General features: G+C 60.4%; 23 protein-coding genes. 16 read left to right on the forward strand and 7 right to left on the reverse strand.

Annotation, left to right across the window (positions count from 1 at the left end; genetic code table 11):
• The first annotated feature begins 23 nt into the window (after positions 1–23).
• The 5 genes from AB7813_RS28615 to tcuB all read left to right on the forward strand — a co-directional run bounded on the left by AB7813_RS28615 (position 24) and on the right by tcuB (position 5,656).
• Positions 24–1,235, forward strand: a complete 1,212-nt coding sequence (locus tag AB7813_RS28615; protein ID WP_439082831.1) for an ABC transporter substrate-binding protein — start codon at positions 24–26, stop codon at positions 1,233–1,235.
• 80 nt (positions 1,236–1,315) lie between these two features.
• Complete coding sequence (locus AB7813_RS28620) at positions 1,316–2,203, forward strand: NAD(P)-dependent oxidoreductase (RefSeq protein ID WP_439082830.1); 888 nt, start codon at positions 1,316–1,318, stop codon at positions 2,201–2,203.
• Between the two features lie 12 nt (positions 2,204–2,215).
• Positions 2,216–2,968 (forward strand): IclR family transcriptional regulator, encoded by a 753-nt coding sequence (locus tag AB7813_RS28625; RefSeq protein WP_439063203.1) that lies wholly within the window; start codon positions 2,216–2,218, stop codon positions 2,966–2,968.
• A gap of 44 nt (positions 2,969–3,012) precedes the next feature.
• On the forward strand, positions 3,013–4,461 hold the full coding sequence (gene tcuA, locus AB7813_RS28630; protein WP_439063204.1) for an FAD-dependent tricarballylate dehydrogenase TcuA: 1,449 nt from the start codon (positions 3,013–3,015) through the stop codon (positions 4,459–4,461).
• Positions 4,445–5,656, forward strand: coding sequence for a tricarballylate utilization 4Fe-4S protein TcuB (gene tcuB / locus AB7813_RS28635; RefSeq protein WP_439063205.1), 1,212 nt, complete (start codon positions 4,445–4,447; stop codon positions 5,654–5,656). Before tcuA ends, tcuB begins: the two co-directional genes overlap by 17 nt.
• Before the next feature lie 155 nt (positions 5,657–5,811).
• Here tcuB and AB7813_RS28640 read toward each other — a convergent pair whose 3' ends face one another.
• Together AB7813_RS28640 and AB7813_RS28645 are read right to left on the reverse strand one after the other, a co-directional pair.
• On the reverse strand, positions 5,812–6,612 hold the full coding sequence (locus tag AB7813_RS28640) for an SDR family NAD(P)-dependent oxidoreductase (protein ID WP_439063206.1): 801 nt from the start codon (positions 6,610–6,612) through the stop codon (positions 5,812–5,814).
• Between the two features lie 44 nt (positions 6,613–6,656).
• The gene (locus AB7813_RS28645; protein ID WP_439063207.1) at positions 6,657–7,499 is read right to left on the reverse strand and encodes a MurR/RpiR family transcriptional regulator; all 843 of its coding nucleotides are present in this window, start codon (positions 7,497–7,499) and stop codon (positions 6,657–6,659) included.
• A gap of 133 nt (positions 7,500–7,632) precedes the next feature.
• Between AB7813_RS28645 and AB7813_RS28650 the strand changes: the two genes are divergently transcribed.
• From AB7813_RS28650 to AB7813_RS28680, 7 genes are all read left to right on the forward strand, one after another.
• Positions 7,633–8,928, forward strand: a complete 1,296-nt coding sequence (locus AB7813_RS28650) for an ABC transporter substrate-binding protein (protein WP_439063208.1) — start codon at positions 7,633–7,635, stop codon at positions 8,926–8,928.
• Positions 8,929–8,997: 69 nt separating this feature from the next.
• Positions 8,998–9,924 (forward strand): branched-chain amino acid ABC transporter permease, encoded by a 927-nt coding sequence (locus AB7813_RS28655; RefSeq protein WP_439063209.1) that lies wholly within the window; start codon positions 8,998–9,000, stop codon positions 9,922–9,924.
• Position 9,925: 1 nt separating this feature from the next.
• Positions 9,926–10,939: a branched-chain amino acid ABC transporter permease gene (locus AB7813_RS28660; RefSeq protein ID WP_439063210.1), complete on the forward strand. Its 1,014-nt coding sequence runs from the start codon at positions 9,926–9,928 to the stop codon at positions 10,937–10,939.
• Between the two features lie 3 nt (positions 10,940–10,942).
• Positions 10,943–11,686 carry an ABC transporter ATP-binding protein gene (locus AB7813_RS28665; RefSeq protein ID WP_439063211.1) on the forward strand — a complete coding sequence of 248 codons (744 nt, stop codon included), beginning with the start codon at positions 10,943–10,945 and terminating at the stop codon, positions 11,684–11,686.
• A complete protein-coding gene (locus AB7813_RS28670) occupies positions 11,686–12,384 on the forward strand; it encodes an ABC transporter ATP-binding protein (protein ID WP_439063212.1) in 699 nt (232 codons plus the stop codon). Before AB7813_RS28665 ends, AB7813_RS28670 begins: the two co-directional genes overlap by 1 nt.
• The gene (locus AB7813_RS28675; protein WP_439063213.1) at positions 12,384–13,004 is read left to right on the forward strand and encodes an ATP-binding cassette domain-containing protein; all 621 of its coding nucleotides are present in this window, start codon (positions 12,384–12,386) and stop codon (positions 13,002–13,004) included. The genes AB7813_RS28670 and AB7813_RS28675 overlap by 1 nt, the downstream gene beginning before the upstream one ends.
• Positions 13,005–13,054: 50 nt before the next feature.
• Positions 13,055–14,497, forward strand: coding sequence for an NAD-dependent succinate-semialdehyde dehydrogenase (locus tag AB7813_RS28680; RefSeq protein ID WP_439082829.1), 1,443 nt, complete (start codon positions 13,055–13,057; stop codon positions 14,495–14,497).
• Positions 14,498–14,722: 225 nt separating this feature from the next.
• Here AB7813_RS28680 and AB7813_RS28685 read toward each other — a convergent pair whose 3' ends face one another.
• From AB7813_RS28685 to AB7813_RS28700, 4 genes are all read right to left on the reverse strand, one after another.
• Positions 14,723–15,247: a hypothetical protein gene (locus AB7813_RS28685; RefSeq protein WP_439063215.1), complete on the reverse strand. Its 525-nt coding sequence runs from the start codon at positions 15,245–15,247 to the stop codon at positions 14,723–14,725.
• A 126-nt stretch (positions 15,248–15,373) separates the two neighbouring features.
• The gene (locus AB7813_RS28690) at positions 15,374–15,859 is read right to left on the reverse strand and encodes a DUF302 domain-containing protein (protein ID WP_439082828.1); all 486 of its coding nucleotides are present in this window, start codon (positions 15,857–15,859) and stop codon (positions 15,374–15,376) included.
• 79 nt (positions 15,860–15,938) lie between these two features.
• Positions 15,939–16,796, reverse strand: coding sequence for an alpha/beta fold hydrolase (locus tag AB7813_RS28695; protein ID WP_439063217.1), 858 nt, complete (start codon positions 16,794–16,796; stop codon positions 15,939–15,941).
• Positions 16,797–16,881: 85 nt separating this feature from the next.
• Positions 16,882–17,652, reverse strand: a complete 771-nt coding sequence (locus tag AB7813_RS28700) for an alpha/beta hydrolase (protein WP_439063218.1) — start codon at positions 17,650–17,652, stop codon at positions 16,882–16,884.
• 211 nt (positions 17,653–17,863) lie between these two features.
• On the opposite strand from AB7813_RS28700, the gene AB7813_RS28705 reads away from it, so the two are divergent.
• The gene (locus AB7813_RS28705) at positions 17,864–18,826 is read left to right on the forward strand and encodes a cupin domain-containing protein (RefSeq protein WP_439063219.1); all 963 of its coding nucleotides are present in this window, start codon (positions 17,864–17,866) and stop codon (positions 18,824–18,826) included.
• 386 nt (positions 18,827–19,212) lie between these two features.
• Here AB7813_RS28705 and AB7813_RS28710 read toward each other — a convergent pair whose 3' ends face one another.
• Positions 19,213–20,913: an IlvD/Edd family dehydratase gene (locus AB7813_RS28710; RefSeq protein WP_439082826.1), complete on the reverse strand. Its 1,701-nt coding sequence runs from the start codon at positions 20,911–20,913 to the stop codon at positions 19,213–19,215.
• Positions 20,914–21,107: 194 nt separating this feature from the next.
• Here AB7813_RS28710 and AB7813_RS28715 point away from each other — a divergent pair, with 194 nt between their 5' ends.
• Genes AB7813_RS28715 through AB7813_RS28725 form a run of 3 tightly spaced genes read left to right on the forward strand, consistent with a single transcriptional unit; the run spans position 21,108 to position 24,205 of the window.
• The gene (locus tag AB7813_RS28715) at positions 21,108–22,391 is read left to right on the forward strand and encodes an ABC transporter substrate-binding protein (protein WP_439063221.1); all 1,284 of its coding nucleotides are present in this window, start codon (positions 21,108–21,110) and stop codon (positions 22,389–22,391) included.
• Between the two features lie 9 nt (positions 22,392–22,400).
• The gene (locus AB7813_RS28720) at positions 22,401–23,351 is read left to right on the forward strand and encodes a carbohydrate ABC transporter permease (RefSeq protein ID WP_439063222.1); all 951 of its coding nucleotides are present in this window, start codon (positions 22,401–22,403) and stop codon (positions 23,349–23,351) included.
• A gap of 11 nt (positions 23,352–23,362) precedes the next feature.
• Entirely contained in the window at positions 23,363–24,205 is an 843-nt protein-coding gene (locus AB7813_RS28725; protein ID WP_175368247.1) for a carbohydrate ABC transporter permease, read from the forward strand.
• The last annotated feature ends 6 nt before the right edge of the window (positions 24,206–24,211 follow it).

Below are 24,211 nucleotides of genomic sequence, written 5' to 3' on the forward strand. Positions count from 1 at the left end.
AAAATCTGAGGAGAGGGCATCACATGACAACCAGGGCATTCACGAAAAGTCTTTATCTATCCGCCGCACTCTTGCTGTCGGCGCAGGTCGCCAGCGCTGCCGAGACCATCAAGATCGGCGTGCTGAACGACCAGTCAGGCGTGTTCGCCGACAATGGCGGCGTCGGCTCGGTGGCGGCTGCCAAGCTCGCGGCCGAGGATTTCGGCGGCGAGATTCTCGGGCAGAAGATCGAGGTGGTCACCGCCGATCACCAGAACAAGCCGGACGTCGCTGCGGCCACCGCGCGCCGCTGGTTCGATACCGAAAACGTCGACATGATCGCCGACGGTGCCGCATCGTCGGCCGGCTTCGCCATCCTCGAAGTGGCAAAGCAGAAGGGCAAGATCTTCACCATCAGCGGCCCGGGATCGTCGGACTTCACCGGCAAGGCCTGCTCGCCGGTGAGCTTCCATTTCAACTACGACACCTATGCGCTGTCGAAGCTGACCTCTGAGGCCATCACCAAGGCCGGTGGCAACACCTGGTACTTCATCTCGGCCGACTATGCTTTCGGCCATGCCTTGCAGCGTGATGCGACGAAGTTCATCGAGGGCGCCGGCGGCAAGGTGATCGGTTCCTCCGCACATCCGCTGGGGACCACCGACATGGCCTCGTTCCTGCTGCAAGCGCAGGGCTCCAAGGCCAAGGTCGTCGGTCTCGCCACCTCGGGGGCCGACGTGCAGACCGCGATCAAGCAGGCCGGCGAGTTCGGCATCGTCGAGAGCGGCCAGCAGCTTGCTGGTCTCCTCGTGTTCATCACCGACGTCAATGCGCTCGGTCTCAAGGCGACGCAGGGCCTTCAGGTCACGACCTCGTTCTACTGGGACCTCAATGACGAGACCCGCGCCTGGACAAAGCGCTATTTCGCGATGACCAACAACAGGGTCCCCAGCATGGTGCAGGCCGGTGTGTATAGCGGCGTGCATCACTATCTCGCCGCCGTGAAGGCCGCGGGCACCAAGGACCCGGCCGTGGTCGCCAAGATGATGCACGAGATGAAGGTCAACGACATGTACAACAAGAACGTCACTGTGCGTCCCGATGGCCGCGTGTTGCACAACATGTATCTGGTGCAGGTGAAGAAGCCGGAAGAATCGAAGTACAAGTTCGATTACTACAAGGTCATCACGACGTCACCCGGCGAACAGGCGTTCCGGCCGATGAGCGAAGGCAACTGCCCGCTGGTCAAGGGCTAGGCGAACCACGACATCGCGGGTGCAGCCCTGGCTGCGCCCGCTTCTCGATCTCTCTTGGAATGAAGACGAAGGAGTCCGGCATGGTGACTGCCATTGGTTTTATCGGTCTTGGCGTGATGGGCGAGCCGATGTGCCGCAATCTGGCCCGCAAGTCGGGCGTGCCGGTTTTCGGCTTCGACCGCGCCGATGCGCCGCTGCAGCGTCTCGCGGAAGCAGGCGTCAAGCGCGCAAACTCGCTGGCCGAACTCGCCAAGCAGTGCGACGTCATCTTCATGGCGCTGCCCAGCGGCAAGCATGTGCAGGCCGTGTGCGAGGGCGATGACGGGCTGCTCGCGCGTGCCGGTGCGCGCCACACCGTCGTCGATCTCGGCACCTCGCCGGTCGAAGCCAGCCGCGAACTCGCCGAGCGCTTCGCCGCCAGGGGCGCGGCCTATGCCGATGCGCCGATCGCGCGGACGCGACAGGCCGCGGAAGAGGGCACGCTGAGCGTCATGGTCGGCGCCAGCGCGGCGATCTTCGCCAAGCTGCAGCCCCTGATCGCCACTTTCGCCACCGACATCACCCATTGCGGCGATATCGGCGCCGGCCAGGTGGTCAAGATCCTCAACAATATGGTGCTGATGGAAACCGTCGTCGCGCTCGGCGAGGCGCTGGAAACGGCCAAACGGGCCGGGCTCGATCCCAAGCTGGTGTTCGAGACGCTCGCCAAGGGCTCGGCTGACAGCTTTGCGCTGCGCAATCACGGCATGAAGGCGATGCTGCCCGACACCTTCCCGGAGCGGGCCTTCTCGACTGAATATGCTCGCAAGGACATCTCCTACGCGCTCGATCTTGCCAAGTCGGTGAACATCAAGCTGCAAGGCGCGGAACTTGCCGACAAGATCCTGGGCGAGGCGATTGACGCCGGTGATGGCGACCTCTACTGGCCGGTTTTGGCGCGCGTCATCAAGGCGTCGCGTACGGCCTGATCGGAAGCTCCCATGAAGAAGCCTGCGACCAAACCTGCAACGACGGACGTCCCGGTGCGAGAAGCCGGCGAGGGCGTCGCAGCCGTCGAGCGGGCTTTGTCCATTGTGGCGGCGCTCGAAACCGCTGACCAACCGATGATGCTGGCCGAACTCGCTGTTCGTACCGGCTTCTACAAGAGCACCATCCTGCGCCTTTTGAGCTCGCTGATCCCGACCGGTTATGTCACGCGGCTGCCGGATGGTAGCTACGACCTCGGGCCGACCGCATTTCGCCTTGGCGTCGCTTTCACCCGCAAGAATGCGCTCGGCCATCATGTGGTGCCGGCGTTGCAGGAGCTGGTCGATCGCGGCACCGAGAGCGCCTCGTTCCATGTGCGGCAGGATGCCGACAACCGCGTCTGCCTGTTTCGGGTGAATTCGCGTCACGCGACGCTCGACCGCGTCGAGGCCGGTCACAGCTATGCACTACTGCGCGGCGCGGCCGGACACATCATTCTCGCTTACGCCGGCAGCACCGGAAAACGCTATGACGCCATTCGCGCCACTGGTTTTGATGTCTCGCTCGGCGAACGCGATCCGAGCTGCGCGGCGGTGGCTGCACCTGTGTTCGGCCCGCGCGGCATGCTCGTCGGCGTGATCTCGCTGTCGGGGCCGCGCGAGCGCTTCGGCGCAGCAGAGATCGCCGAGATGAAACGCGTACTGGGCCCCATTGCCAAAAAGCTCACAATGAATCTGGGTGGCGAATGGCCGGCCTATCGACGCTGACAATTTTACACGGGGCGCGAAGCTGCGCAGGAATGGCCTGATCCATGGCAACATCTTCATCCCCATCGGACGTGCTCGTCATCGGTGGCGGCAATGCAGCTTTGTGCTCGGCGCTAATGGCGCGCGAGGCAGGCGCATCGGTGCTGATGCTGGAATCCGCGCCACAGGCGTGGCGCGGCGGCAATTCGATGCATGTGCGCAACCTGCGCTGCATGCATGACGATCCGCAGGACGTGCTGGTCGAGGCCTATCCCGAGGAAGAGTATTGGCAGGATCTCTTGAAGGTCACAGGCGGCCTGACTGACGAGCCACTGGCGCGGATGGTGATCCGCCATTCGTCGCGCTGCCGGCCATGGATGCGCAAGCACGGCGTGCATTTCCAGCCACCTTTATCCGGTGCGCTGCATGTGGCGCGTACCAATGCGTTCTTCATGGGCGGCGGCAAGGCGCTGGTGAATGCCTATTACCGATCAGCCGAGGCCCTCGGGGTCGCAATCCGTTACGACACGCCTGTGAAGAGTCTCGAGCTGAAGGATGGCCAGTTTATAGCTGCCATTACCGAGTCCGGCGAGCGCATCACTGCAAAAAGCTGTGTGCTCGGCTGCGGCGGCTTCGAGTCCAATCTGGAATGGCAGCGTGAAGCCTGGGGCCAGAATGAGCGCGGCGAATGGACCGCGGAGAACTTCTTGATCCGCGGCACTCGCTTCAATCAGGGTGTGTTGCTCAAGTTCATGATCGATGCCGGTGCCGACAGCATCGGAGATCCGACCCAGGCGCATTGCGTCGCCATCGACGCGCGCGCGCCGCTCTATGACGGCGGCATCTGCACGCGCATCGATTGCGTCTCGCTCGGTGTCGTCGTCAATCGCGAAGCCAAGCGCTTCTATGACGAGGGCGAGGATTTCTGGCCGAAGCGCTATGCGATCTGGGGCCGTCTTGTCGCGCAACAGCCGGGCCAGACCGCGTGGTCGATCATCGACCAGAAGGCGGTCGGTCGCTTCATGCCGCCGGTGTTCGATGGCACCAAGGCCAATACGCTGGACGAACTTGCCACGAAGATCGGCGTCGATCCCGCGATCTTCGTCGAGACGCTGTCAGCCTATAATGCGGCCTGCCGTCCCGGCACGTTCGATCACACCGCATTGGATGATTGCCGTACCGACGGGCTCACGCCCGCAAAGACCCACTGGGCGCGGGTGATCGACACGCCGCCGTTCTACGCCTATCCGCTCAAACCCGGCATCACTTTCACTTATCTCGGCATGAAGACCGATGCGACGGCGGCCTGCCGCTTCAACGGCGTTGCGAGCAGCAACCTGTTTGCCGCCGGCGAGATGGTGGCCGGCAATGTGCTCGGCAAGGGCTATACCGCCGGTGTCGGCATGAGCATCGGCACCGCGTTCGGCCGCATCGCCGGTGTCAATGCGGCGGCTGCGACCGGGCATCGCCACCCGACATTCCAAGAGGAGCTTCGCTATGCCGCCGGTCACTGAGTTGGAAGCGCCCGTCGCCGGCGGCGCCTGCGAAGGCGGCGTGAACTTTGCCGATGCGATGACTGTGGGCGAGGCGGAGATCGCCCGCGTCATGCAGATCTGCAACGCATGCCGTTATTGCGAAGGATTCTGCGCCGTCTTCCCGGCGATGACGCGTCGGCTCGAATTCAACGCGGCCGATACGCATTACCTTGCGAATCTCTGTCACAACTGCGGCTCGTGCCTTTATGCGTGCCAATATGCGCCGCCGCATGAGTTTGCAGTCAATGTTCCGCAGGCGATGGCGAAGGTGCGGGTGCGCACCTATCAGGACTATGCGTGGCCGCGCGCGTTCGGCCGGCTCTACGAGCGCGCCGGGCTGACGGTGGCGTTCGCGCTGTCGGGTGGTCTGGCGCTGTTCATGATCCTTGCTGTTGCGATGAACGGCCGGCTTATCCATGAGCCGCTGGCGGGCCAGTTCTATGCGATCTTCCCACACAACTTCCTGGCGCTGTTGTTCGGCACTGTGTTCCTGTTCGCAATGCTGGCGCTCGCCATCGGCGTGGTCAAATTCTGGCGCGAGGTCTCGCCGACGAAGGACGGCAATCCCGCCGACATCAAGGCGGCCGCGCAGGCGCGCGTTCCTGCGGTGGCCGAAGCCGTCCACGACGTCGCGCGGCTGAAGTATCTCGGCGGCGGCCATGGCGAGGGCTGCAACGAGGACGATGATGCCTTCACGCCGTGGCGGCGGCGCTTCCACCATTTCACGCTCTATGGCTTCCTGCTGTGCTTCGCGGCGACCTGCGTGGCGACGCTCTATCACTATCTGTGGAATCTGCACGCACCCTATGCCTTCACCAGCGCGCCGGTGATTCTCGGCTCACTCGGCGGCACCGGCCTGATCGTCGGGCCGGCCGGCCTGCTGTGGCTGAACCTGAAGCGCGATGCGCTGCGCGCCGACGTCAAACAGAACGCCATGGACCGCGGCTTCATCATGCTGCTGCTGCTAGTCAGCGCCACCGGCTTCGCGCTGCTGCTGCTGCGCGATACCCGCTTCATGGCGCTGTGGCTCGCGATCCATCTCGGCACCGTAATGGCGCTGTTCCTGACGCTGCCTTACGGCAAATTCGCCCACGGCATTTTCCGCTCCGCGGCCCTGCTCAAGTTCAACATTGAGAAGCGCATGCCAAACCGGCTGGGGCTTGGCGGAGAGTAGGCAGAATCTCTGAATGTCGGCTTCTGGCGCTAAGCGGACTCTGGTGAAAAAGGAGCCGCAGGTTTCATGGCGAGATTGCGCAGCGGCTTGCAAATAACAACGAAGAGGATTCGGTTCCTGCATTCCAAATGGTCACTGAATTGGGAGTTTGAGGCTCATGCCGGCCAGAGCTGGCTGCCGCCGTCGACGCGAAGGACCTGCCCCGATACGAACGCTCCCATAGGTCCGGCAAATAACTCAATGACGCGCGCAACCTCGTCTATGGTGGCAATCCGGTCGAGCGACCCTTCCTGAATCAGCCGCGCCGGATCGACGGTGCGTGTTGCCATAAACCGTTCCGTGCGTGTGTCGCCGGGGGCGATCGTGTTGACGGTGACATCACAGGTCCGCATCTGGTCGGCGAGACACCGCGTAAAATGCATCGCGCCGGCTTTTGCCGTTGCGTAGATCGATGAATTCGTGCGCCCTTTGAATGCCGCGACTGAGCCGATGTTGATAATGCGTCCCCGGCGCCGGTTCATCATGCCCCGCGCCACCTGCTGGCAGACGAAGATTGTGCTTAGAAGATTACGGTCGATGACGGCCCGCACATCCTCTGCCTTGATACTCACGACATCGTTCGGGTTTGGCTTTCCGCCTGCAGCCGCGATGTCGCCGCCGGCATTGTGTACGAGGATATCGATGGGGCCGAGACTGGTCTCGGTGACTTGAATGACCCGCTCGATGTCCTCCGATATAGTAAGATCGCCGAGCACCTTGAAAGTGCGGACGTCATGTTTGTCCGCTATCGATCGAGCGACATCCGTAAGCGTCTCGGTGCCACCAAATTCGGAAGGACCGTGCTCGCGCATGCCGTGAATCGCGATATGGCAACCGAGGGCTGCGAGACGTTCGGCAAAGGCGCGGCCAAGCCCGCGACCTGCACCCGTGACGAGTGCGACCTGGCCTTCCAGCATACGAGCGGACATGGCTTCATCCTGTCAGTTAATGAGAGTTGTCTTCAGTCGAGTGTAAGCGTGAGACCGACGGCCAGTGTCTGGGCGAGACACATGGGAGCAACCATCGTGCGGAGTGCGGCTTCCGGCATGTCCGGAATTTCGAAGACGACGCTGGCGCCCTCGACAATCGGGCTGAGCAAGCTGTCCGTGATCGAGATAACAGGCAAGCGGCGGGCTACGAGTTCCGGAAACAGTCGCGCTGTGTCGGGATTGTAGACCCTGAAGCTGATGGCAACGAGCGCATCGGCAGGGGTCGCCGAGGCGGCCTGGTCGCCAAGCGCGCTGCCAAGTCCGTCGAGGATAACGACGCGGCGCCCAAGTTTGCGCAGAACATAGGTCAGATGCGCTGCGACCGGGAAAGAGCCGCCGAGGCCCAGGACATAGATCGTCTCTGCGGCGCCGAGCAGTTCGATCGCGCGCGCAAGATCTGCCTGCCTGACGCGGTCCTGCAGGCTTTCTAACGAGACCATGCCTTCTGACGCGAAGCGGGTCAGAACCGCCTGTGGATTGTTCGCACCCTGAAAGCGGCCATCGCGTCGCAGCCCGGTGATGCGCTCCTTGTAGCTCGGTGGCACGCTGGCGACGAGCCTTGAACGGAACACCTGTTGCAATTCCGTGAAGCCGCCATAGCCCAGTGCGCGCGCAAATCTCACAATGGCGGACGGCTGCACCTTCGCACGCTGTGAAACTTCCGCCACGGTCCCGAGCGCCATCTCGGTGGGATGTTCGAGTGCAAACTCAGCGATCACCCGGAGACGATCTGAAAAATCCGGATGTTGGCGCGCGATCTCGTGACGGAGGTTTTCATAAGTGCCGTGCTGGGCGGCTTTGGCTTTAGTGGACATGCGGTTGGCTCGTATTTGCGGTCATCGGTTTCTCTGACTTGTATATTCCACTTTACATGGTTCGTGGAATGTTTATTCTAAGGCCATACGATGCGCGGACAATAAAAGAGCCGCCGAGTTCCAGGAGGAAACAATGAAGCGACGTAGCGATACGTCCGGGCTGTCCCGGCGTGCCCTCGTGAAGGGCGGCTTGCTGTCTGCCACAGCGACATTTTTCGGTCCATGGCAGCACACACGTGTTCTGGCGCAGGGAGAAAAGAAGCCAATCAAGTTGGGGCTCACCTGCGATGCCAGCGGCCAATATGGCAATAGCGGGCAGGACGATATGCGCGGCATCCGCCTCGCCATTGATGAGTTCAACGCGAAAGGCGGCGTTCTCGGTCGCAAGATCGAATGGACGACGGCCGACACCGAAACCAACGCGGCGACAGGGACGCGCATCGCGGAGCGTTTCATTACGCAGGAGCAGTGTGGCTTCCTGATCGGCGCCGTGCATTCGGGCGTCGCCAATGCCATCACGCAAGTCGCGAATAAATACGGCACCATCTATTTCAACACCAACTCGTCGGCGCCAAGCGAAGCAGGCGAGAACTGCTCGCGCATCAAATTTGTCTGGGATGGGAACGGAACCAATTTTTCCAAGGCCGCTGTCCAGAACGCGGTTCAGAAGATCGGCAAGAAGTGGCTATTGCTGACCAACGATTATGTGTGGGGGCATACGACATCGGCCGCGACCAAAGCCGAGGTCGAGAAGTCCGGTGGACAGATCATCGATAATCTGCTGATCCCGCAGAACACCCGCGACTTCACCTCCTATCTCCTCAAGGTGCAGCAGGCCAAGCCTGATGTGGTCGCGATGGCCGTCGGCGGCGACGACATGAAGGCGCTACGTCAGCAGATCAGTGCACTGAAGCTGGAAGAGAAAACGGCCTGGGTGAACAATCAGCAGGACTGGCCCGATATCTGGGGCGCGGAAGATACGCTGTTCGGCGTCTTCGGTACCAACTGGTATCATCTTTTGCCGCTCCCCGGCGTTGCCGAATTCGTCAAACGCTGGCAAGCGACCTATCCGCAGTCGCCGATTCCGGTGCCCGGGAATGTCTCCTACAACGGCTACATCGCGACACGCGAATTGCTGCGCGCCATCGAGCGCGCCGGTACGACCAGCAATCACGCTGTGATCAAGCAGTTGGAAGGGCACAAGATGCTCGCTGCCGACCGCATGCAGCATTTCGATGCGTATATCGATCCTGCGACGCATCAAGTGCAGCAGACGATCTATCTTGCCCGCCGCAATGCAAAACCCGCCGACAAGACGGATCTGTATGAGGTCATCAGCTGGACCAGGCCCGAAACGGCGGTGGACGATGCCTCGCTGGAAAAATGCAAGATGAAGGCGCTCGCCGACGTTCCGGTCTTCGACACATAAGGCCCAGGCGTGAGCGCCCGGAGCACGTTCCGGGCGCTCGTGCTCGCTCATTGGAATAGATGAACGCTTATGTCGCTTCTCAATCTCCTTCCGCATTTGCTGAACGGTATAGCGCTCGGCTTGCTATTTTCCCTGATTGCACTTGGCTTCATGCTGATCCTTGGATTGATGGAGCAGATCAACCTTGCTCATGGCTCGTTATTCGCTCTCGGGGCGTACTTCGCCTACGCCATTTGCCGGGCGAAGCTACCGTTGCCGCAGGATGTCCTGACCGCGTGGGCGGGCGTGCCGCTTGGCTTGCGGTTTGCCGCAGCAGTTGTGGTGGCTCCGATCCTGGTTGCGCCCTTTGGTCTTGTGCTTGAGCGACTGATGCGCCGCACCTATGGGCGCGATCCGCTCTATGGGCTTCTGCTCACCTTCGGTGTTGCTATGGTGCTGGAAGAGTTAATCCGCGTGGTGTGGGGCACGCGCGACTACATGATGCCGGTACCGCGTGACATGTCCGGCGGCTTCATCATGCTCGATCTGATCTGGTCGACCTATCGCTTCTGGGCGGCCGGCATGGCGATCATGGCCATGGGAGCCGTCTGGTTCATCGTCGAACGCACGCGCTTCGGTGCGATGGTCAAGGCTGGCGCCCATGACAGCGAAATCGTCCAGGCACTCGGCATCGATCTGACGCGGCTGCGGGTTTGGGTGTTCGTCCTTGGCACGATGCTCGCGGCTTTCGCCGGTGTGATCATGGCGCCGCTTTGGGGAATCCGGCCGCATATGGGAGTCGATGCCGTTGTGCCGGCATTCCTCATTATCGTGCTCGGTGGCGTCGGAAGCTTCTGGGGGGCTGCGTTGGGCGGGCTCCTGGTCGGCATGGTGGTCGGGCTGTCCGGTGCCTATGCCTCCGAATGGTCGATGCTGTCCATGTATCTGTTGTTAATTGTCGTCGTGACGTTCCGCGCACGAGGCCTGTTCGGCAAGAAAAGTGTGTTGGAGGCTTGATATGGCGGCAGCCCGTACGGTTCCCAGCTTCACGCCCGCGATGCTCGTTACGTGGATCCTGTTCGCAACCGTTCCGTTCTGGATCGAGCGAGTCGGTCTCTATCAGTATCTCGGGGTCGAGATCCTGATCTTTGCGCTTTATGCTCTGGCCTACAATCTGGTCCTGGGTCATGCGGGATTGCCGTCGTTCGGGCATGGCGCATTTTTCGGGATTGGTGCCTACGCATTCGGTCTGGCGCAATCGAACATCGTGCCGAACCTGTGGGTCTGTCTTGCGGTTGCGGCAGGTGCAGCCGCAATAGCGGGCGCTTTTGTGGCGCTCTTCATCTCGCACAGGCGAGGCATCTATTACGCGTTGATGACCATCGCTTTCGGGCAAATCTTCTGGTTCATCGCGATCAAGGCGCACCGCATAACTGGGGGCGAAGATGGCTTGCTCAAGATTGAGAGGCTACCCGCCTCGCTTGGCATCACCACGTTCAACCTCGGCAGCAACATAGCGCTGTATTACTTCGTGCTCGCGGTCTTCGCTGTCGTCTCGTTCCTGCTGTGGCGGCTCGTGCATTCCCCCTTTGGGCGGGTGGTTAAGGCCATAAAGCAGAACGAAACACGTGCTCGTTTCGTCGGCTACGACGTCTGGCGCTACAAGGCGGCAGTCCTGGTTGTATCCACGACCTTATCCGGACTCGCGGGCGGATTATTCGCGATGGCACAGACTTCCGCCTTCCCGGACGTGATGAGCCTGCACTATTCCGGCTATGTCGTCATGATGACACTGGTGGGCGGCGGACTTGTCTCGTTCTGGGGGCCCGTCATCGGTGCCGTGGCCTTCTTTCTTGCACGCGACGTCATCGGATCATTCACCACAGGGTGGATGCTGTGGTTCGGCCTGTCGTTTGTTGTCCTCGTGCTTTTCAAGCCGGAGGGGATCGCCGGCATATTTGCCGGCGTCATGAACGGACGAGACAAGATCGTTCCGCGCCCTGCCGCCGCACCGCAATCGCAGGCGAGGTGAGCCATGCCACTGTTTGAAGCCAAAGATCTGCATCTGCGATTCGGCGATCGCGTCGTGCTCGAGAGCGTCTCGCTTGCATTTGAAGCCGGCCAGTTGTCCGGCATCATGGGGCCGAACGGCGCCGGCAAGACGACCTGTTTCAACGTGCTGACCGGCCGCTACAAGCCCAATCGCGGGCAGGTATTGTGGCAGGGAGACGACATCACCGGGAAAAGTCCCCAGGATATCGCACGGCTCGGCATCGCAAGGTCGTTCCAGCTGATGAACCTGTTCGACGAGTTCACGGTGTTCGAGAACATAGCCATTGCGCTTCCGGCTACGCGCCGGCGCGGACATGACATGATTGCTCAGGCATATGCCGACACCGCGCTGGTCGACGAAGCTCACGGCATTCTCGAAAAGGTGGGTCTCGCAGGACGCGCCGACGATGAAGCCAAGTCGCTCTCTTATGGCGCACGCCGCGCGCTCGAAATCGGCGTCGCGCTGGCCTGTCGTCCTAAGCTGCTTTTTCTCGATGAACCGACCGCGGGTCTGGGTAGCGACGGGCGCGCCCGACTTGCCGATCTTATCCTTCAGCTCAAAGGCGATCTGACCATCGTCATCATCGAACATGATATGGAATTCCTGTTCTCGCTGGCCGATGAGATATCCGTCATTCATTGGGGGCAGGTGATCGCGCGCGGCGCGCCGGCCGCGCTCAAGACGAATCCCTGGGTCGAGGCTTCCAACCTGGGGCGGCTCAACTGATGCTCGATGTATCCAGTATCGATTCTTTCTATGGCGAGACGCAGGCGCTGTTTTCGGTCTCGTTGTCCGTGCGCGCAGGCGAGGTGCTTGCCCTGCTCGGCGCCAACGGAGCGGGCAAAACCACGGTGCTTCGCTCCATCCTAGGTCTCACGCGCGCGCGCCGGGGCGACATCCGTTTTCAGGGAAAATCGATCGCGGCCAGCGCGACGCATCATATCGCATGTGCGGGCATCGGCTGGGTGCCGGACGACCGTCGCCTCTGTCCGACACTCACCGTGGCGAAAAATCTGTCGTTGGGCGAAAAGCGCACGACTTTTCGAGGATGGTCTCTCGGAGAAGTCACCGAGATTTTCACACCGCTCAAATATCTGATGGCGCGTGAGGCCGAGACTTTGTCCGGCGGCGAGATGCAGATGGTGGCCATCGCCCGCGCGTTGCTCGGTTCACCCGGTCTCGTGCTGTTCGACGAGCCGAGCCAGGGCCTTGCACCGAAAATCGTCGACGACGTGATGGCTGTCATCCGGCGCCTCAGGCAGGCCGGCATTGCCAGTATCGTGGTCGAACAGAATGCCGATGTCGCGCTGGGCGTCGCCGATCGGGTTGTTGTGCTTTCGCAGGGACATGTTGCCTGGGCAGGGGACGCGGCTGCACTGACTGCAGATCCCGGACTCAAGCGCAAGCTTCTGGGAGGGCTGTAATGAGCGAGACGCCGCTACTTGCGCTGGAGAGCGTGAACAAGATCTATCGCCGCGGCTTGCTTGACCGGGAGCCCGCGTTTCAACTGCATGTGGATCGCGCCTTCATGCAGCCCGAGATTGTGGGCGTCATGGGGCCAAACGGCGCCGGCAAGACCACGCTATTCGAGATGATCGCGGGATCGAACGTGCCGTCGGCAGGGCGTGTGATGGTTGCCGGTCAGGACATGCAAAGCGTTCGCTATCTTCAGCGCGATCGTCTCGCGATTCATTACCATCAGTCCTATCAGGTCCGTCAGTTCAGAAAGACCAGGCCGTCCTTCACGATGGAGCAGGCTGCAAGCGCCTATCCGCTCGTTCATCTGTTCGACGAACCGCAGTTCAATACCCAGGATGGCTATATCGGCTTCATGCTGGATTTCTTCCGCAAGCTGCGCAGTGAGAAGCGGCTCGTTTTCATCTGCCTGCACCCGACGGCGACGTTTCAGCTGACGATCCTCAAGGAGATCTGCGAGCGTTTCCTGTTCGTCAGTGGTGGAGCCGTCACCAATTATGCTCATTTTGATGACCTCACGAGCCAGCCTGATGTCCGCCAGTACCTCGGTGTGTTGGCCCCTGAATAGACTTGCAACTCAATTCACAACAAACCGAAATCTGGAACAGGATTTAGTCCATGCAGCCACAATATCTCGATACGCTCCCGCATTATATCAACGGTGCATGGGCCCAGCCGACTTCGGGCGATTACCAGGACGTGATTAATCCATCCACGAATATGCCCATCGGCAAACTCGGGCATGCGTCAAAGGCCGATCTCGACAAGGCGATCGCCGCTGCTCGATCCGGCTTCAACACCTGGCGACGCGTCTCCGCCTTCGAGCGCAGCAAGATCCTGCGCAAGGCGGCCGATCTGGTGCGCGCGCGGGTCGAGCAGATCGCCACCATTCTCACCTTTGAGCAAGGCAAGCTCCTGGCTGAGGCGAAGCTCGAAGTCATGGGCTCGGCCGACGTCATCGAATGGTTCGCCGAGGAAGGCCGCCGCGCCTATGGCCGCATCATTCCGGCGCGCGCCGACGGCGTCCGCAACATGGTGATGATGGAGCCGGTCGGTCCGGTGGCGGGCTTCTCACCCTGGAATTTTCCTGTGCTGCAGGCTGCTCGGAAGATCTCCGGTGCGCTTGCCGCCGGTTGCTCGATCATCATCAAATGCCCCGAGGAAACACCGGGTTCGCCGATCGAGTTCGTGAAATGTTTCGAAGAGGCCGGCGTGTCCGCCGGCGTGATCAATCTGGTTTACGGCGTTCCGGCCGTGATCTCGGAATATCTCATCAGTTCGCCGGCGATCCGCAAGATATCGTTCACGGGGTCTGTCCCGGTCGGCAAACATCTGGCCTCGCTTGCCGGACAGCATATGAAGCGCACGACCATGGAGCTTGGCGGCCACGCGCCCGTGCTGGTTTTTGACGATGCCGAGACCGATGGCGTTGCCACGCTTCTGGCCGGCATGAAATATCGCAACGCGGGCCAGGTCTGTGTTTCGCCGACGCGCTTCTTTGTTCAGGAAAAGTCCTACGACAAGTTTGTTGCCAAATTCACGGACCTTGCGCGCGGTACTACGGTCGGAGACGGTTTCGATCCTAACAGCAAAATGGGACCGCTCGCCAATCCGCGGCGAGTCAATGCGATGGAAGCGACTCTGCTCGATGCCCAGGAGAAGGGCGCTAAAGTCGAAACGGGCGGCAAGCGCGTTGGCAATTCCGGCAACTTCTTCGAGCCGACTGTACTGACGAATGTCCCCGCCGATGCGCGAATTATGCACGAGGAGCCATTTGGCCCGATCGCGGTGATGTTACGCTTCAAGGATGCCGATGAAGTGCTGGAACGCGCCAATAGCCTGCCGTTCGGTCTTGCGAGCTATGCCTTCACCAAGGACGCGAAAACTGCGACCAAGGTGTCCGACGGACTCGACCACGGAATGGTATCGATCAATCACTTTGGTATCGCTCTTCCGGAAACGCCATTCGGCGGCGTAAAAGATTCAGGTTACGGGCACGAGGGAGGTGTTGAGGGACTTAATGCTTACTTGAGAACAAAATTCGTGAGCCATCTCGGCTGAATTTGACAACTCGATTCTCACGACATCGTGGCCGCGAGTCGTCGTTCTGGATGCAGGTGTCGGGGGAAGTGTCGACGCGTCGACAGTTCCCTTTGTAGATTGCTTGTGACCACTCCTGACGCAAAGCGGGCACTGGATACCTAAAATGCTTACCGCAGATGCCCGAAGAGTGGGTCGTTGCCGACCTGAGCTTTTCGACGAGATGTCGCGCAGGTGCCGCGCGCACTAGCCCCTCGCAGCGGGTGCCGGCGGTACGGGCAGAATAATCTCAGAAGCGACCTTCCAGTCCTTCCCGACGCGAAGCCAATTAATGATCATCAGAAATGGCCTGGCTGTTCCATCCTGTCCCGCATATGAGACCGTGATGTTCATCGGCACATAGGACTCTGCTACGTCGCGCGTTAGGCCGACAATCTTGAGCTTCGAATAATCGGGCTCCAGCACGACCGGACCGGAGCTACCGATGTCATGCAGCTTTTGATCAATAGCTTCGTTGCCCCAAAAGCCGGCCCAGTTTCCCTCGGACGGGATCGCGCTCTTTGCCACCAACAAGGTCGAGGGCGATTGCCAGAACATCTCATGCAAAGCCTTGAAATCGTGCTTGTTCGCCAATTCCATGAGTCTGCCGAACTGCGATTTGATTGTGTTAAGGGTCGTGGCATCCAGCGGCTCAGCACTGACGGCGGGAGCAGCCGTGACAGCCAATGAAAAAGCCGTCGCGGTGAGGGCGGCAAGAAGTTTCTTGTACATGTTCGGAATTCTCTTCCAAGTTTAATAGCTATTCGTCTCGCTCGCGTCACCAAGTTGCGTTCTCGCGCTGCGCGATTGCCGCTTTGAGACGATCACTTCCACAGGCCGAAACGTCATCGGGAAGTTTTAGCTTGCACATTCGCGCAGCAATGCCGTGATTTTCGCATCGAGATTGCGTGCGACTGCGAGCGCTTCCGTGCTGCCATACGGCAGGAGATAGCTCTCCATTTTGTCATAGGAGAGTTGCACGCCATCAGGACGTTCATCAATGAGGATCGTCACTGGCGCGTAAGATCCAGCATCAGGTACGTGTTTGACCATTTCTTTCATGATGAGTGGATTGCCCACCAAAAGCCGTATGCTGTTAGGCATCTTGGAACCAGTTTCGCGACGCAGAACCGCGCCTAAGTCGAATTCAGCGAAAAGCATAAAACCCGTGCGGCCAAGCCCGCTATGCACAATGCGCTCCAATTCCAGGAAGGAATTTGCCGCCCTCGACGACTTAAAAAATTCGACTATGTCGGGCTGGCCGACAGCCGACTTGAGCGCGGCCACGACAGCATCGAATGGCTTTGAGCTCGTAAGGCTGAAACGTTCGACCTCGATTCTCATTTTGTCCTCCGAAATAACTCTCATGGATAAAGTGCGTATGATCGCATCGACCTCTCGCCGGGGATCATGCGGCTGCCGGTTACGCGTTCAGGAAAGTCCGGACGTGACTGACGAAGATCTCGTGGTGCTGAAACAGGGCGCCGTGGCCTGAATCGGGATAGAGGACCAGCTGCGCGTTGCTGAGTTCCTTGAACATTGCGTAGGCATTGTTCGCGGGAAGCATGGTGTCGTGGCTACCGCTGACCACAAGAGTGGGCTGGCGGATAGCGTGCAGAATGGCGTGCTCGGGATCAGGTGTGGCGCACCAAGTGATCAGCGCCTTAGCCTGCGGATCGGTGACCGCGCTGCCGTTATCGGTGTCCCTATCGTCCTTACGCACCTGCGTCCGCTTCAGGAACGCCAGGCCGGACGATTGGCTGGCGGGCGACGTCGTGAAGAACAGCGGCAGGCGGGGGTCGGGTGCATCGGTTTGGGAAAACGCCTCTTGGAGAACCGCTAACAGGTGTTCCTCTCCGCCTTTGGGCGCGGTGCCGACGAGGATGAGCTTGCGGACGAGCCGTCCGTGCTCGGCAGCGATCTGCTGGGCGACGCATCCGCCGAGAGAAAAGCCCAGCAGGTCGACTTCAGAGATGCCAAGCGCGTTGATGAAGGCGACCGCGTCGCGTGCCATCGCCGCGACATTGTCGGGCGTTTGGCCGGTCGAGCGACCGACCCCGGCGTTGTCGAAGGCGATCACAGGGCGATCGGCGGCGAGAGCGTTGACGACGGCGGGATCCCACGCATCGATGTTGCCCGAGAAATGCTGCAGAAGCACCAGCGGCGTTCCGGTCGATGGGCCGAGGCGGCGATAGGCGAAGCGGATTCCGCGGCCTTCGATGTAGCGGGTGGGTGCCGCTTCAAGCGTGGCGTCCTCGCTCGTGATGTCGAGTGCAGTCATGTCATCCTCCGGATGCTGGGCACGAAGTAATCAAGTGAGGGACCAGTGCAGCGCTCCCGGCACGCGTGTGCCGGGAGCGGTCTTGTCACTTCACCAGCGCGGCCTTTTCAATCGCCGCCGCGACTTCCTTCGCATGAACAACGAGCGAAGCATGGCTGCCGGCGACTTCCGTCGTCTGAGCCTTCATCCTGCCGGCGAAAAACTTCTGGGCCTCGGGTGCGATCACCTTGTCCTTCGTGCTGATGACATAGAATGTCGGCTTGTCGCGCCAGGCTGCAATGTCGACGGGCGCCTCGAATGCAACGTGATTCAATGGAAGCTGCGAGTTAGCCAGGTGCGCGGCGATCTCCGGAGGAAGGTCGGCCGCAACGGCCGACGGAAATACCTTGGGATCGATGTAGAGGTTGCCCTTGTCGTCCGGATGAATCGCCGCACCACCTTCGGTCGCGGGACCGCTCTTGGCGAGGTCCGCCAGAGATTGTCCCACGTCAGGCGCGAAAGCGGAGATGTAGACGAGCGCCGAGATCTTGGGGTCGTTGCCGGCTTCCGTGATGACCACGCCGCCCCAGGAATGGCCAACGAGAACGGTCTTGCCGTTCTGCTTCGCCAAGGCCTGTTTGGTGGCATCGACGTCAGCGGCAAGGGAGGTGAGCGGATTTTCGACGAGCGTGACGTTGTAGCCCTTCTTGGTGAGGATGTCGGCAACAGGCTGCCAACTCGTCTGGTCGACGAAAGCGCCATGGACGAGCACGATGTTGTGAGCGGCCCCCTTGGGCAGTTCGGCCGACTGGGCGGAGGCGGCAAATGCCGCTCCGGCCAGGAGGACGGCGGCGGTTGAAAGCAGAAGATTTCGCATGAATGGCTCCTGTTGGATGACGAACGACGCGAGGTCGGGGATGGCAGGCGATTCAGCAAAGTCGCGGATCATCCATCTGCCCTTCGGCAGATGGATGACTGCACGATGCGTCCGCGCGCTTCGGCAGGACCTAATATGAAGATGTTTCGGACGGTAGAGCCCAATCGTCCAAGTATTGCGTCGGATCGTCCGCGAGATTAGCATCGCCGCCATGGACATCCTCGCCGAAGTACTCGACCGCGTGCGCCTCGGGGGGACTTTGCTGTTCCACTTCGAGCTCGGCCATCCCTGGAATCTGGCGTTGCCACAACGCCCGTACGCCATGTTTCATTATATCAGTCGTGGCTCAGCGACCCTCGCGCTCGAACAGGGATCAGAACTCCGCATGAACGCGGGCGACTGTGTTGTCATCTCGCGGGGCGAGCCCCATGTGATTTATTCGGATCGCCGAACGACGCCATTTTCGGTTCTCGACTTCGATCGATCGGCCGCGGATCGTGGCGTCGTTCGTCACGGCGGCAACGCGCAGCCGCATGCGACGATGATCTGCGGCAAGTTCACCGTGGCGCGGCCCTCACGCGGCAGCGTGCTGGACTTACTCCCGCCCGTGCTTCTCCTGAAGCCCACGGAGGATGGCGCGTGGCTCGAGGCGATTCTGCGACGCATGGTGAGCGAGTCGGCATGTGAGCGTCCCGGCCAGGGCGTCGCGTTGTCACGACTAACAGAAGTGCTCTTCGTCGAGGTTCTGCGAAACTGGATCAAGTCGCTTGGTCCCGGAGAAGGCGGGTGGCTGGGCGCGATGGCGGACCCGCACATCGGACCGGCACTTCGGTTGATCCACGAACGACCGGATCGGCCCTGGACTCTTGATGACCTCGGGCAGCGGGTTGGGCTAGGTCGCTCGGCGTTTTCAGCTCGCTTCACCAAGCTCGTCGGCCAGTCCATGTACAGTTACCTGATCGCGCGCCGGATGTCGGAGGCCGCGTTTTTACTCGAAGCAAGCGACGAGGCGATTGCACGGATTGCGACCTCTGTCGGCTATGAGACCACTGCCGCGTTTTCGAAGCTCTTCCATCGACATCACGGCCTATCGCCTGGTCGTTACCGAGCAACTCGACGCTCTGACGGCGGCCGAAGGCAAGGGGACGTCTTGGAAGCAGAAGTCGCTGATTGATCCGCGAGCTCGACAACAAGGTTCGCGCCCTGTTTGGCCGGCTTACAATGGGCACAAATTGGTCCATTGTTTCATCAGAATAAGACGTTGCTTCCAACCGGCTTTCAGTATCGACGAAAATGCTGCTTGCTTGAACTCAGGATAATTCGGCATTGAGCAGTGGACTGGCCTGGGTCAGACAAGGTCCGGTCCTGGCGCAAAGCGGACATTGATACGAGCCTGGGATGGATAGCTTGCTTACGGCGCATTATGAACGGACGGTTGAAGTCATTCTTCTCAAGATGAGCGGACATTCTCAGAGCTCACGGGAGTGGGCCAACGCAATCTTTGATAGTATCCGTTTGTAAAGGCGGATTGCAGGCGATGCGTGATCGCGAGGTAAAATCTTACGTCTTTTTCGCGATCATGAAGTCGAAATCGCAGCCTTCGTCGGCTTGGGTCACTGTCTGCTGAAACAGGCGAGCGTAGCCACGTTCAGGCAGGTTTGGATGAACCTTTGACTGTGCTGCGCGGCGCCCGTCGAGTTCGGATTCATCGACCAGAAGGCTGATGGACCGCGCATCAACGTCAAGCTTGATCTGATCACCGTTGCGAACTAGCCCGAGCGGACCGCCCACCGCGGATTCGGGCGTAATATGCAGCACGATGGTGCCAAATGCAGTGCCGCTCATGCGGGCATCTGAAATGCGCACCATGTCCTTCACACCTTGTCGGCCGAGCTTTTTTGGGATCGGCAAATAGCCCGCTTCCGGCATGCCCGGTGCGCCTTTGGGGCCGGTGTTCAGTAGCACCAGAACGTCTTCGGCCGTTACGTCCAGATCGGGATCGTCGATCCGTAGTGCCATGTCCTCGACAGAGGTAAACACCAAGGCGCGGCCGGTGTGCTGCAGCAGTCGGGGCGTCGCAGCCGAGCGCTTGATGATCGCGCCGCCGGGCGCGAGGTTGCCGTACAGCACGGCCATGGAGCCTTCGGCCTTGATCGGATTGCTGCGCGGCCGGATGACGTCCTGACCGGGGACGATCTCAGCTTCGGCCGCAATCTCGCCCAGCGTCTTGCCTGCGATGGTGGGCGCACTACCATCGATAAGGTCGCCAAGTTCTGCAAGCAACTTGGGCACGCCGCCAGCGTGATGGAAATGCTCCATGTAGTGCGCACCTGACGGTTTCAGATCGATCAGCACGGGCGCAATGCGGCCGATCTCGTCGAGCATGTCGAGGTCGTAGCCATGCGGTGTCCGGTTGGCGATGGCGGTGAGATGGATGATGCCGTTGGTAGAGCCGCCGATCGCCTGCATGACAACGGTGGCGTTACGGAAAGCCGCAGGCGTCAGCAATTCCGAGGGACGTGGTCCGCCGCTTACCGCCATTTCGGCGGCGCGCTTGCCGCTTGCTTCGGCGAGACGGAAACGTTCGGCGTGCGGGGCAGGGATGGTCGCGCTCATCGGCAGCGACAGGCCCAGCACTTCCGTGACGCAGGCCATTGTGCTGGCGGTGCCCATCACCATGCAGGTGCCGACGGAGGGCGCGAGGCGCTCGTTGACTATCTCGATTTCCTCGGGGTCGATCTCGCCGGCGCGGTGCGCGCTCCAGAGGCGGCGACAATCCGTACAGGCGCCGAGCACCTCACCCTTGTGATGACCGACGACCATGGGTCCGACGGGGATCACAACCGTTGGCAGATTGACGGATGCCGCGGCCATGATCTGGGCCGGCAGCGTCTTGTCACAGCCGCCGATGACCACGATGGCGTCCATCGGCTGCGCGCGGATCATCTCCTCGGTGTCCATGGCCATCAGGTTGCGCAGGAACATCGAGGTGGGGTGCGCAAAACTTTCGTGGATCGAGATGGTCGGAAATACCATCGGCATCGCGCCGGCCAGCATCACGCCGCGCTTCACCGCCTCGATGATGGCAGGGACGTTACCGTGGCACGGATTGTAGTCGCTGTAGGTGTTGGTGATTCCAACGATCGGGCGCTCCAGCGCATCGTCGGAATAGCCCATCGCCTTGATGAACGCCTTACGCAGAAATAGCGCAAATCCCGCGTCGCCATAGTTTGTCAGCCCTTTGCGAAGCCCTTTGGACATGTCGTTTCCCCTGCGGCCACCAAAGCCGATTTTCTTCGTTACATCGCCGGCGTCGTTTGAATTGTCAATAATCTGATTGGGTACGGCGGATATAATCGCTAATACCACTCAATTGGATATTTATTATTGACAATATGACTGGACCTGTTCCAGGGTCCGGCCCAATAAAAAACAGACATCCGGAGGAGATCACCATGACGGCACGGAGAATTGGACTGGCTGCGGTTGTCGCGGCGGCTACCATCGCGAGCGCTGCTCCCGCTTTTGCGCAGGCCACGCAGATCACGATGTGGAGCAACTGGCCCGACGAGCCCGCCAAGAAGGATTGGGTGACGACGCGGGTGAAGGACTTCGAGGCTGCGAACAAGCAGTGCTCGGTCAAGCTCAGCTTTATCCCGAAGGCGGATCTCTACACCCAGGCCAAATCAGCGGTGCGGACCGGGCAGGCGCCCGACATTTTCTACATGGAACCGGATCAGCCGGAATTTCTCGCCGGAGGCTTCCTCGAACCGCTGGATAGCTATGTCGATCTGGCGCAGTACGAGGACTGGTCGAAACCGGCCTGGACATCGAAGGGCAAGGTCTACGGCCTGCCGGTCGAGGCCTATACGGTCGAGCTTTACTACAACAAGGACGCGGTCAAGAAGGTCGGCGTGGATGTGCCGGCGTCGTTCCAGCTAACGCAGGAGCAGTTCACCGATCTGGTGAAGAAGGGCGTTGCCGCCGGCATCACCCCGGTGTCGCAGGGCGTCGGCGATCGTCCGTTCCCGGGTGGCTTGCTTCTGTTCGAGTCGCTGCTGCGTAAGCTCGGTATCGAGGACTATGGCAAGCTGCTCAATGGTGGGCTGTCGTTCAAGGATCCGCGCGTCGTTGAAGTCATGACCTGGATGAAGGGGCTGGTCGATGCCGGTGCCTATCCGAAGAGTTTTTCCACGCTGAAGCTCGGTGAGTCCCACTTCTATTTCTACAACACGCCGGGCGCGCTGACCTTCCCGGATCCGAGCTGGTTCACGGGTCGCGCCTTTGCGCCACCGGAAGGTGGTGGCATGCCGGCCAATTTCCCGCTCGGCATCATGCAATTTCCGGCAATGGACAAGGGCGCTTGTCCGGACTGCAAGACGCTCGCCGTCGCCGGCAGCTTCGTGATGTATTCAAAGAGCAAGAACAAGGATTGCGCCGGTCCGCTGATGAAATCCATGGCCACCGTCGAGAATGGCACCAAGTGGATGGAGCAGGTCTCGCTGCAGACCGGTCTGAAATCCGACCCGGCCAAGATCAACAGCCCGCGCAAGGACTACTTTGCGGAGCTCAACGCACGCAACAAGAACGTCAAATACTTCTTCGGCACGCCTCTGCTGTATTACCGCGCCAAGTGTGCGGAGACCTACACCCAGGTCATGAACAACGCTTTTCCGGCTGGCCTTCTGAGCGTTCAGGAAGCCGCGGAGAAGATGGACAGCGCCTGCTTCAAGAGCTGAGTACTAACAATGACATCGATCAGCATTCCATCCGCTGCCGAGGAGGGGGCTCAGCACGCAGCCCCCTCGCTGGCCGATCCGCGCCGGGCGAGCTGGTGGGTGCTGGCCGTCTTTCTGGCGCCGGCTTTGGCGGTGTATATCGGACTGACCGCCTATCCGGCGTTTCGAACCTTCTATGACAGCTTCTTCACCATTGAAGGTCTCGATGCGACCTTCGTCGGCCTGGATAACTATCGCGCGCTGATGTCCGACGAGACGTTCTGGGTGTCGGTGCGGAACACATTCATCTGGTCGTTCATCGCGCCCGTGCTCGATGTTGTGACAGGCCTGCTGCTCGCACTGGCGCTATATGCGGGCGTTCCTGCCGCGCGCTTCCTGCGGGTCGCGTGGTTCACTCCGGTCCTTCTATCCTACGTCGTCGTCGCGATCCTCTGGATGTGGATATTCAACTACGACTGGGGAATCCTCAACGCCATGCTGCGCGCCGTCGGGCTTGGGGCACTGGCGTCGTCCTGGCTCGGTGATCCAAATTTAGCGCTCGGCGCACTCATCGTGACCCATGCCTGGAAATGGGCAGGCTTCAACATGGTGGTCTGTCTCGCGGCGATTCATTCGTTGCCGCGCGAGGTACTAGAAGCCTCCGAACTCGACAATTGCGGCTGGGGCGCCAAGCTGCGCTACGTCATTGTGCCGATGCTGCGGTCGACCTTGCTGAACCTTTATATTCTTGCCTTCATCGGCAAGATGAAGATCTTCGATCTGGTCTGGATCATGACCCAGGGCGGCCCGCTATGGGCGACCGAAACCGTATCCACCTACGTCTACAAGCGTGCTTTCAACTGGAACACCTTTGATCTCGGATATCCTTCCGCCATCGCGTCGGTGTGGTTCGTGGTGGTCTGCGCCGCTGTCATCATCCTCAATCGCCTTCTGGCGACCCGCGAACGTCTGGAGTACTGATCGTGGCTGCCATGCTTGCGGAACGCGCACCTTTGCCGCGTTTCTTCAGCCGCGGAGCGCTCGCTCTCGTGCTGGGCCTCTACACTATCTACACGCTGGGACCGTTCCTGTGGCTCGCCACGATGTCGGTGCGCACCACCGCCGAAATCAGCGCCGACCACTATGCGTGGCCCAAAGTGTTCCACTGGGAGCAGTTCCGGATCGCCTGGGTCGATTCCGATTTTGCGACCTATTTCTGGAATTCCACGATTGTCGTGGTGGGCGCCGTCGCCGTCGTGACGCTGCTTGGCGCCGCAGCAGCGCATGCGTTGGCGCGCTATCGTTTCCGCGGCAATCGGCTGGTCTACGGCATCCTGTTCTCGTCGATCATTTTCCCGCCGCAGATTACGTTGATCTCGCTGTATCAGATCCTGGTCGACTACAATCTTTACAACAGCCTGCTCGGGCTGACGCTGGTCTATGTGTCGCTGCAGCTGCCGCTGACAATCTATCTGCTGGAAGGGTTCTTTGCGCGCATTCCGCAGGATCTGTTCGACGCCGCCAAGATCGATGGCTACGGCGATCTCGAAATTTTCCGGCGCATCGTGCTGCCCATCGGCATGCCGGCGATTGCCACTACGCTGATCCTGAACTTTATCCAGCTCTGGAACGAATTTCTGTTTGCCGTCGTGCTGATCACCGATCCTGACAAGCGCACGCTGCCGGTCGGCATTCGCGCCTTCATGGGCGATCATTTCCAGGACATCGGCATGATCGCCACCGGCGTCATGATCTCCGTCATTCCGGTGATCATCGTCTACGTTTTCTTCTCAGAGAAACTCATTCGCGGCATGACTGCCGGCGCAATCAAATAAGAGGCA

The organism is Tardiphaga sp. 20_F10_N6_6, assembly GCF_052076045.1.
Taxonomy (GTDB): Bacteria; Pseudomonadota; Alphaproteobacteria; order Rhizobiales; family Xanthobacteraceae; genus Tardiphaga; species Tardiphaga robiniae.

Bases quoted from the DNA above. Each gene is read 5' to 3' on its own strand.
- AB7813_RS28615 (WP_439082831.1), top strand. From the start codon at position 24: ATGACAACCAGGGCATTCACGAAAAGTCTTTATCTATCCGCCGCACTC.
- AB7813_RS28620 (WP_439082830.1), top strand. From the start codon at position 1,316: ATGGTGACTGCCATTGGTTTTATCGGTCTTGGCGTGATGGGCGAGCCG.
- AB7813_RS28625 (WP_439063203.1), top strand. From the start codon at position 2,216: ATGAAGAAGCCTGCGACCAAACCTGCAACGACGGACGTCCCGGTGCGA.
- tcuA (WP_439063204.1), top strand. From the start codon at position 3,013: ATGGCAACATCTTCATCCCCATCGGACGTGCTCGTCATCGGTGGCGGC.
- tcuB (WP_439063205.1), top strand. From the start codon at position 4,445: ATGCCGCCGGTCACTGAGTTGGAAGCGCCCGTCGCCGGCGGCGCCTGC.
- AB7813_RS28640 (WP_439063206.1), bottom strand. From the start codon at position 6,612: ATGCTGGAAGGCCAGGTCGCACTCGTCACGGGTGCAGGTCGCGGGCTT.
- AB7813_RS28645 (WP_439063207.1), bottom strand. From the start codon at position 7,499: ATGTCCACTAAAGCCAAAGCCGCCCAGCACGGCACTTATGAAAACCTC.
- AB7813_RS28650 (WP_439063208.1), top strand. From the start codon at position 7,633: ATGAAGCGACGTAGCGATACGTCCGGGCTGTCCCGGCGTGCCCTCGTG.
- AB7813_RS28655 (WP_439063209.1), top strand. From the start codon at position 8,998: ATGTCGCTTCTCAATCTCCTTCCGCATTTGCTGAACGGTATAGCGCTC.
- AB7813_RS28660 (WP_439063210.1), top strand. From the start codon at position 9,926: ATGGCGGCAGCCCGTACGGTTCCCAGCTTCACGCCCGCGATGCTCGTT.
- AB7813_RS28665 (WP_439063211.1), top strand. From the start codon at position 10,943: ATGCCACTGTTTGAAGCCAAAGATCTGCATCTGCGATTCGGCGATCGC.
- AB7813_RS28670 (WP_439063212.1), top strand. From the start codon at position 11,686: ATGCTCGATGTATCCAGTATCGATTCTTTCTATGGCGAGACGCAGGCG.
- AB7813_RS28675 (WP_439063213.1), top strand. From the start codon at position 12,384: ATGAGCGAGACGCCGCTACTTGCGCTGGAGAGCGTGAACAAGATCTAT.
- AB7813_RS28680 (WP_439082829.1), top strand. From the start codon at position 13,055: ATGCAGCCACAATATCTCGATACGCTCCCGCATTATATCAACGGTGCA.
- AB7813_RS28685 (WP_439063215.1), bottom strand. From the start codon at position 15,247: ATGTACAAGAAACTTCTTGCCGCCCTCACCGCGACGGCTTTTTCATTG.
- AB7813_RS28690 (WP_439082828.1), bottom strand. From the start codon at position 15,859: ATGAGAATCGAGGTCGAACGTTTCAGCCTTACGAGCTCAAAGCCATTC.
- AB7813_RS28695 (WP_439063217.1), bottom strand. From the start codon at position 16,796: ATGACTGCACTCGACATCACGAGCGAGGACGCCACGCTTGAAGCGGCA.
- AB7813_RS28700 (WP_439063218.1), bottom strand. From the start codon at position 17,652: ATGCGAAATCTTCTGCTTTCAACCGCCGCCGTCCTCCTGGCCGGAGCG.
- AB7813_RS28705 (WP_439063219.1), top strand. From the start codon at position 17,864: ATGGACATCCTCGCCGAAGTACTCGACCGCGTGCGCCTCGGGGGGACT.
- AB7813_RS28710 (WP_439082826.1), bottom strand. From the start codon at position 20,913: ATGTCCAAAGGGCTTCGCAAAGGGCTGACAAACTATGGCGACGCGGGA.
- AB7813_RS28715 (WP_439063221.1), top strand. From the start codon at position 21,108: ATGACGGCACGGAGAATTGGACTGGCTGCGGTTGTCGCGGCGGCTACC.
- AB7813_RS28720 (WP_439063222.1), top strand. From the start codon at position 22,401: ATGACATCGATCAGCATTCCATCCGCTGCCGAGGAGGGGGCTCAGCAC.
- AB7813_RS28725 (WP_175368247.1), top strand. From the start codon at position 23,363: ATGCTTGCGGAACGCGCACCTTTGCCGCGTTTCTTCAGCCGCGGAGCG.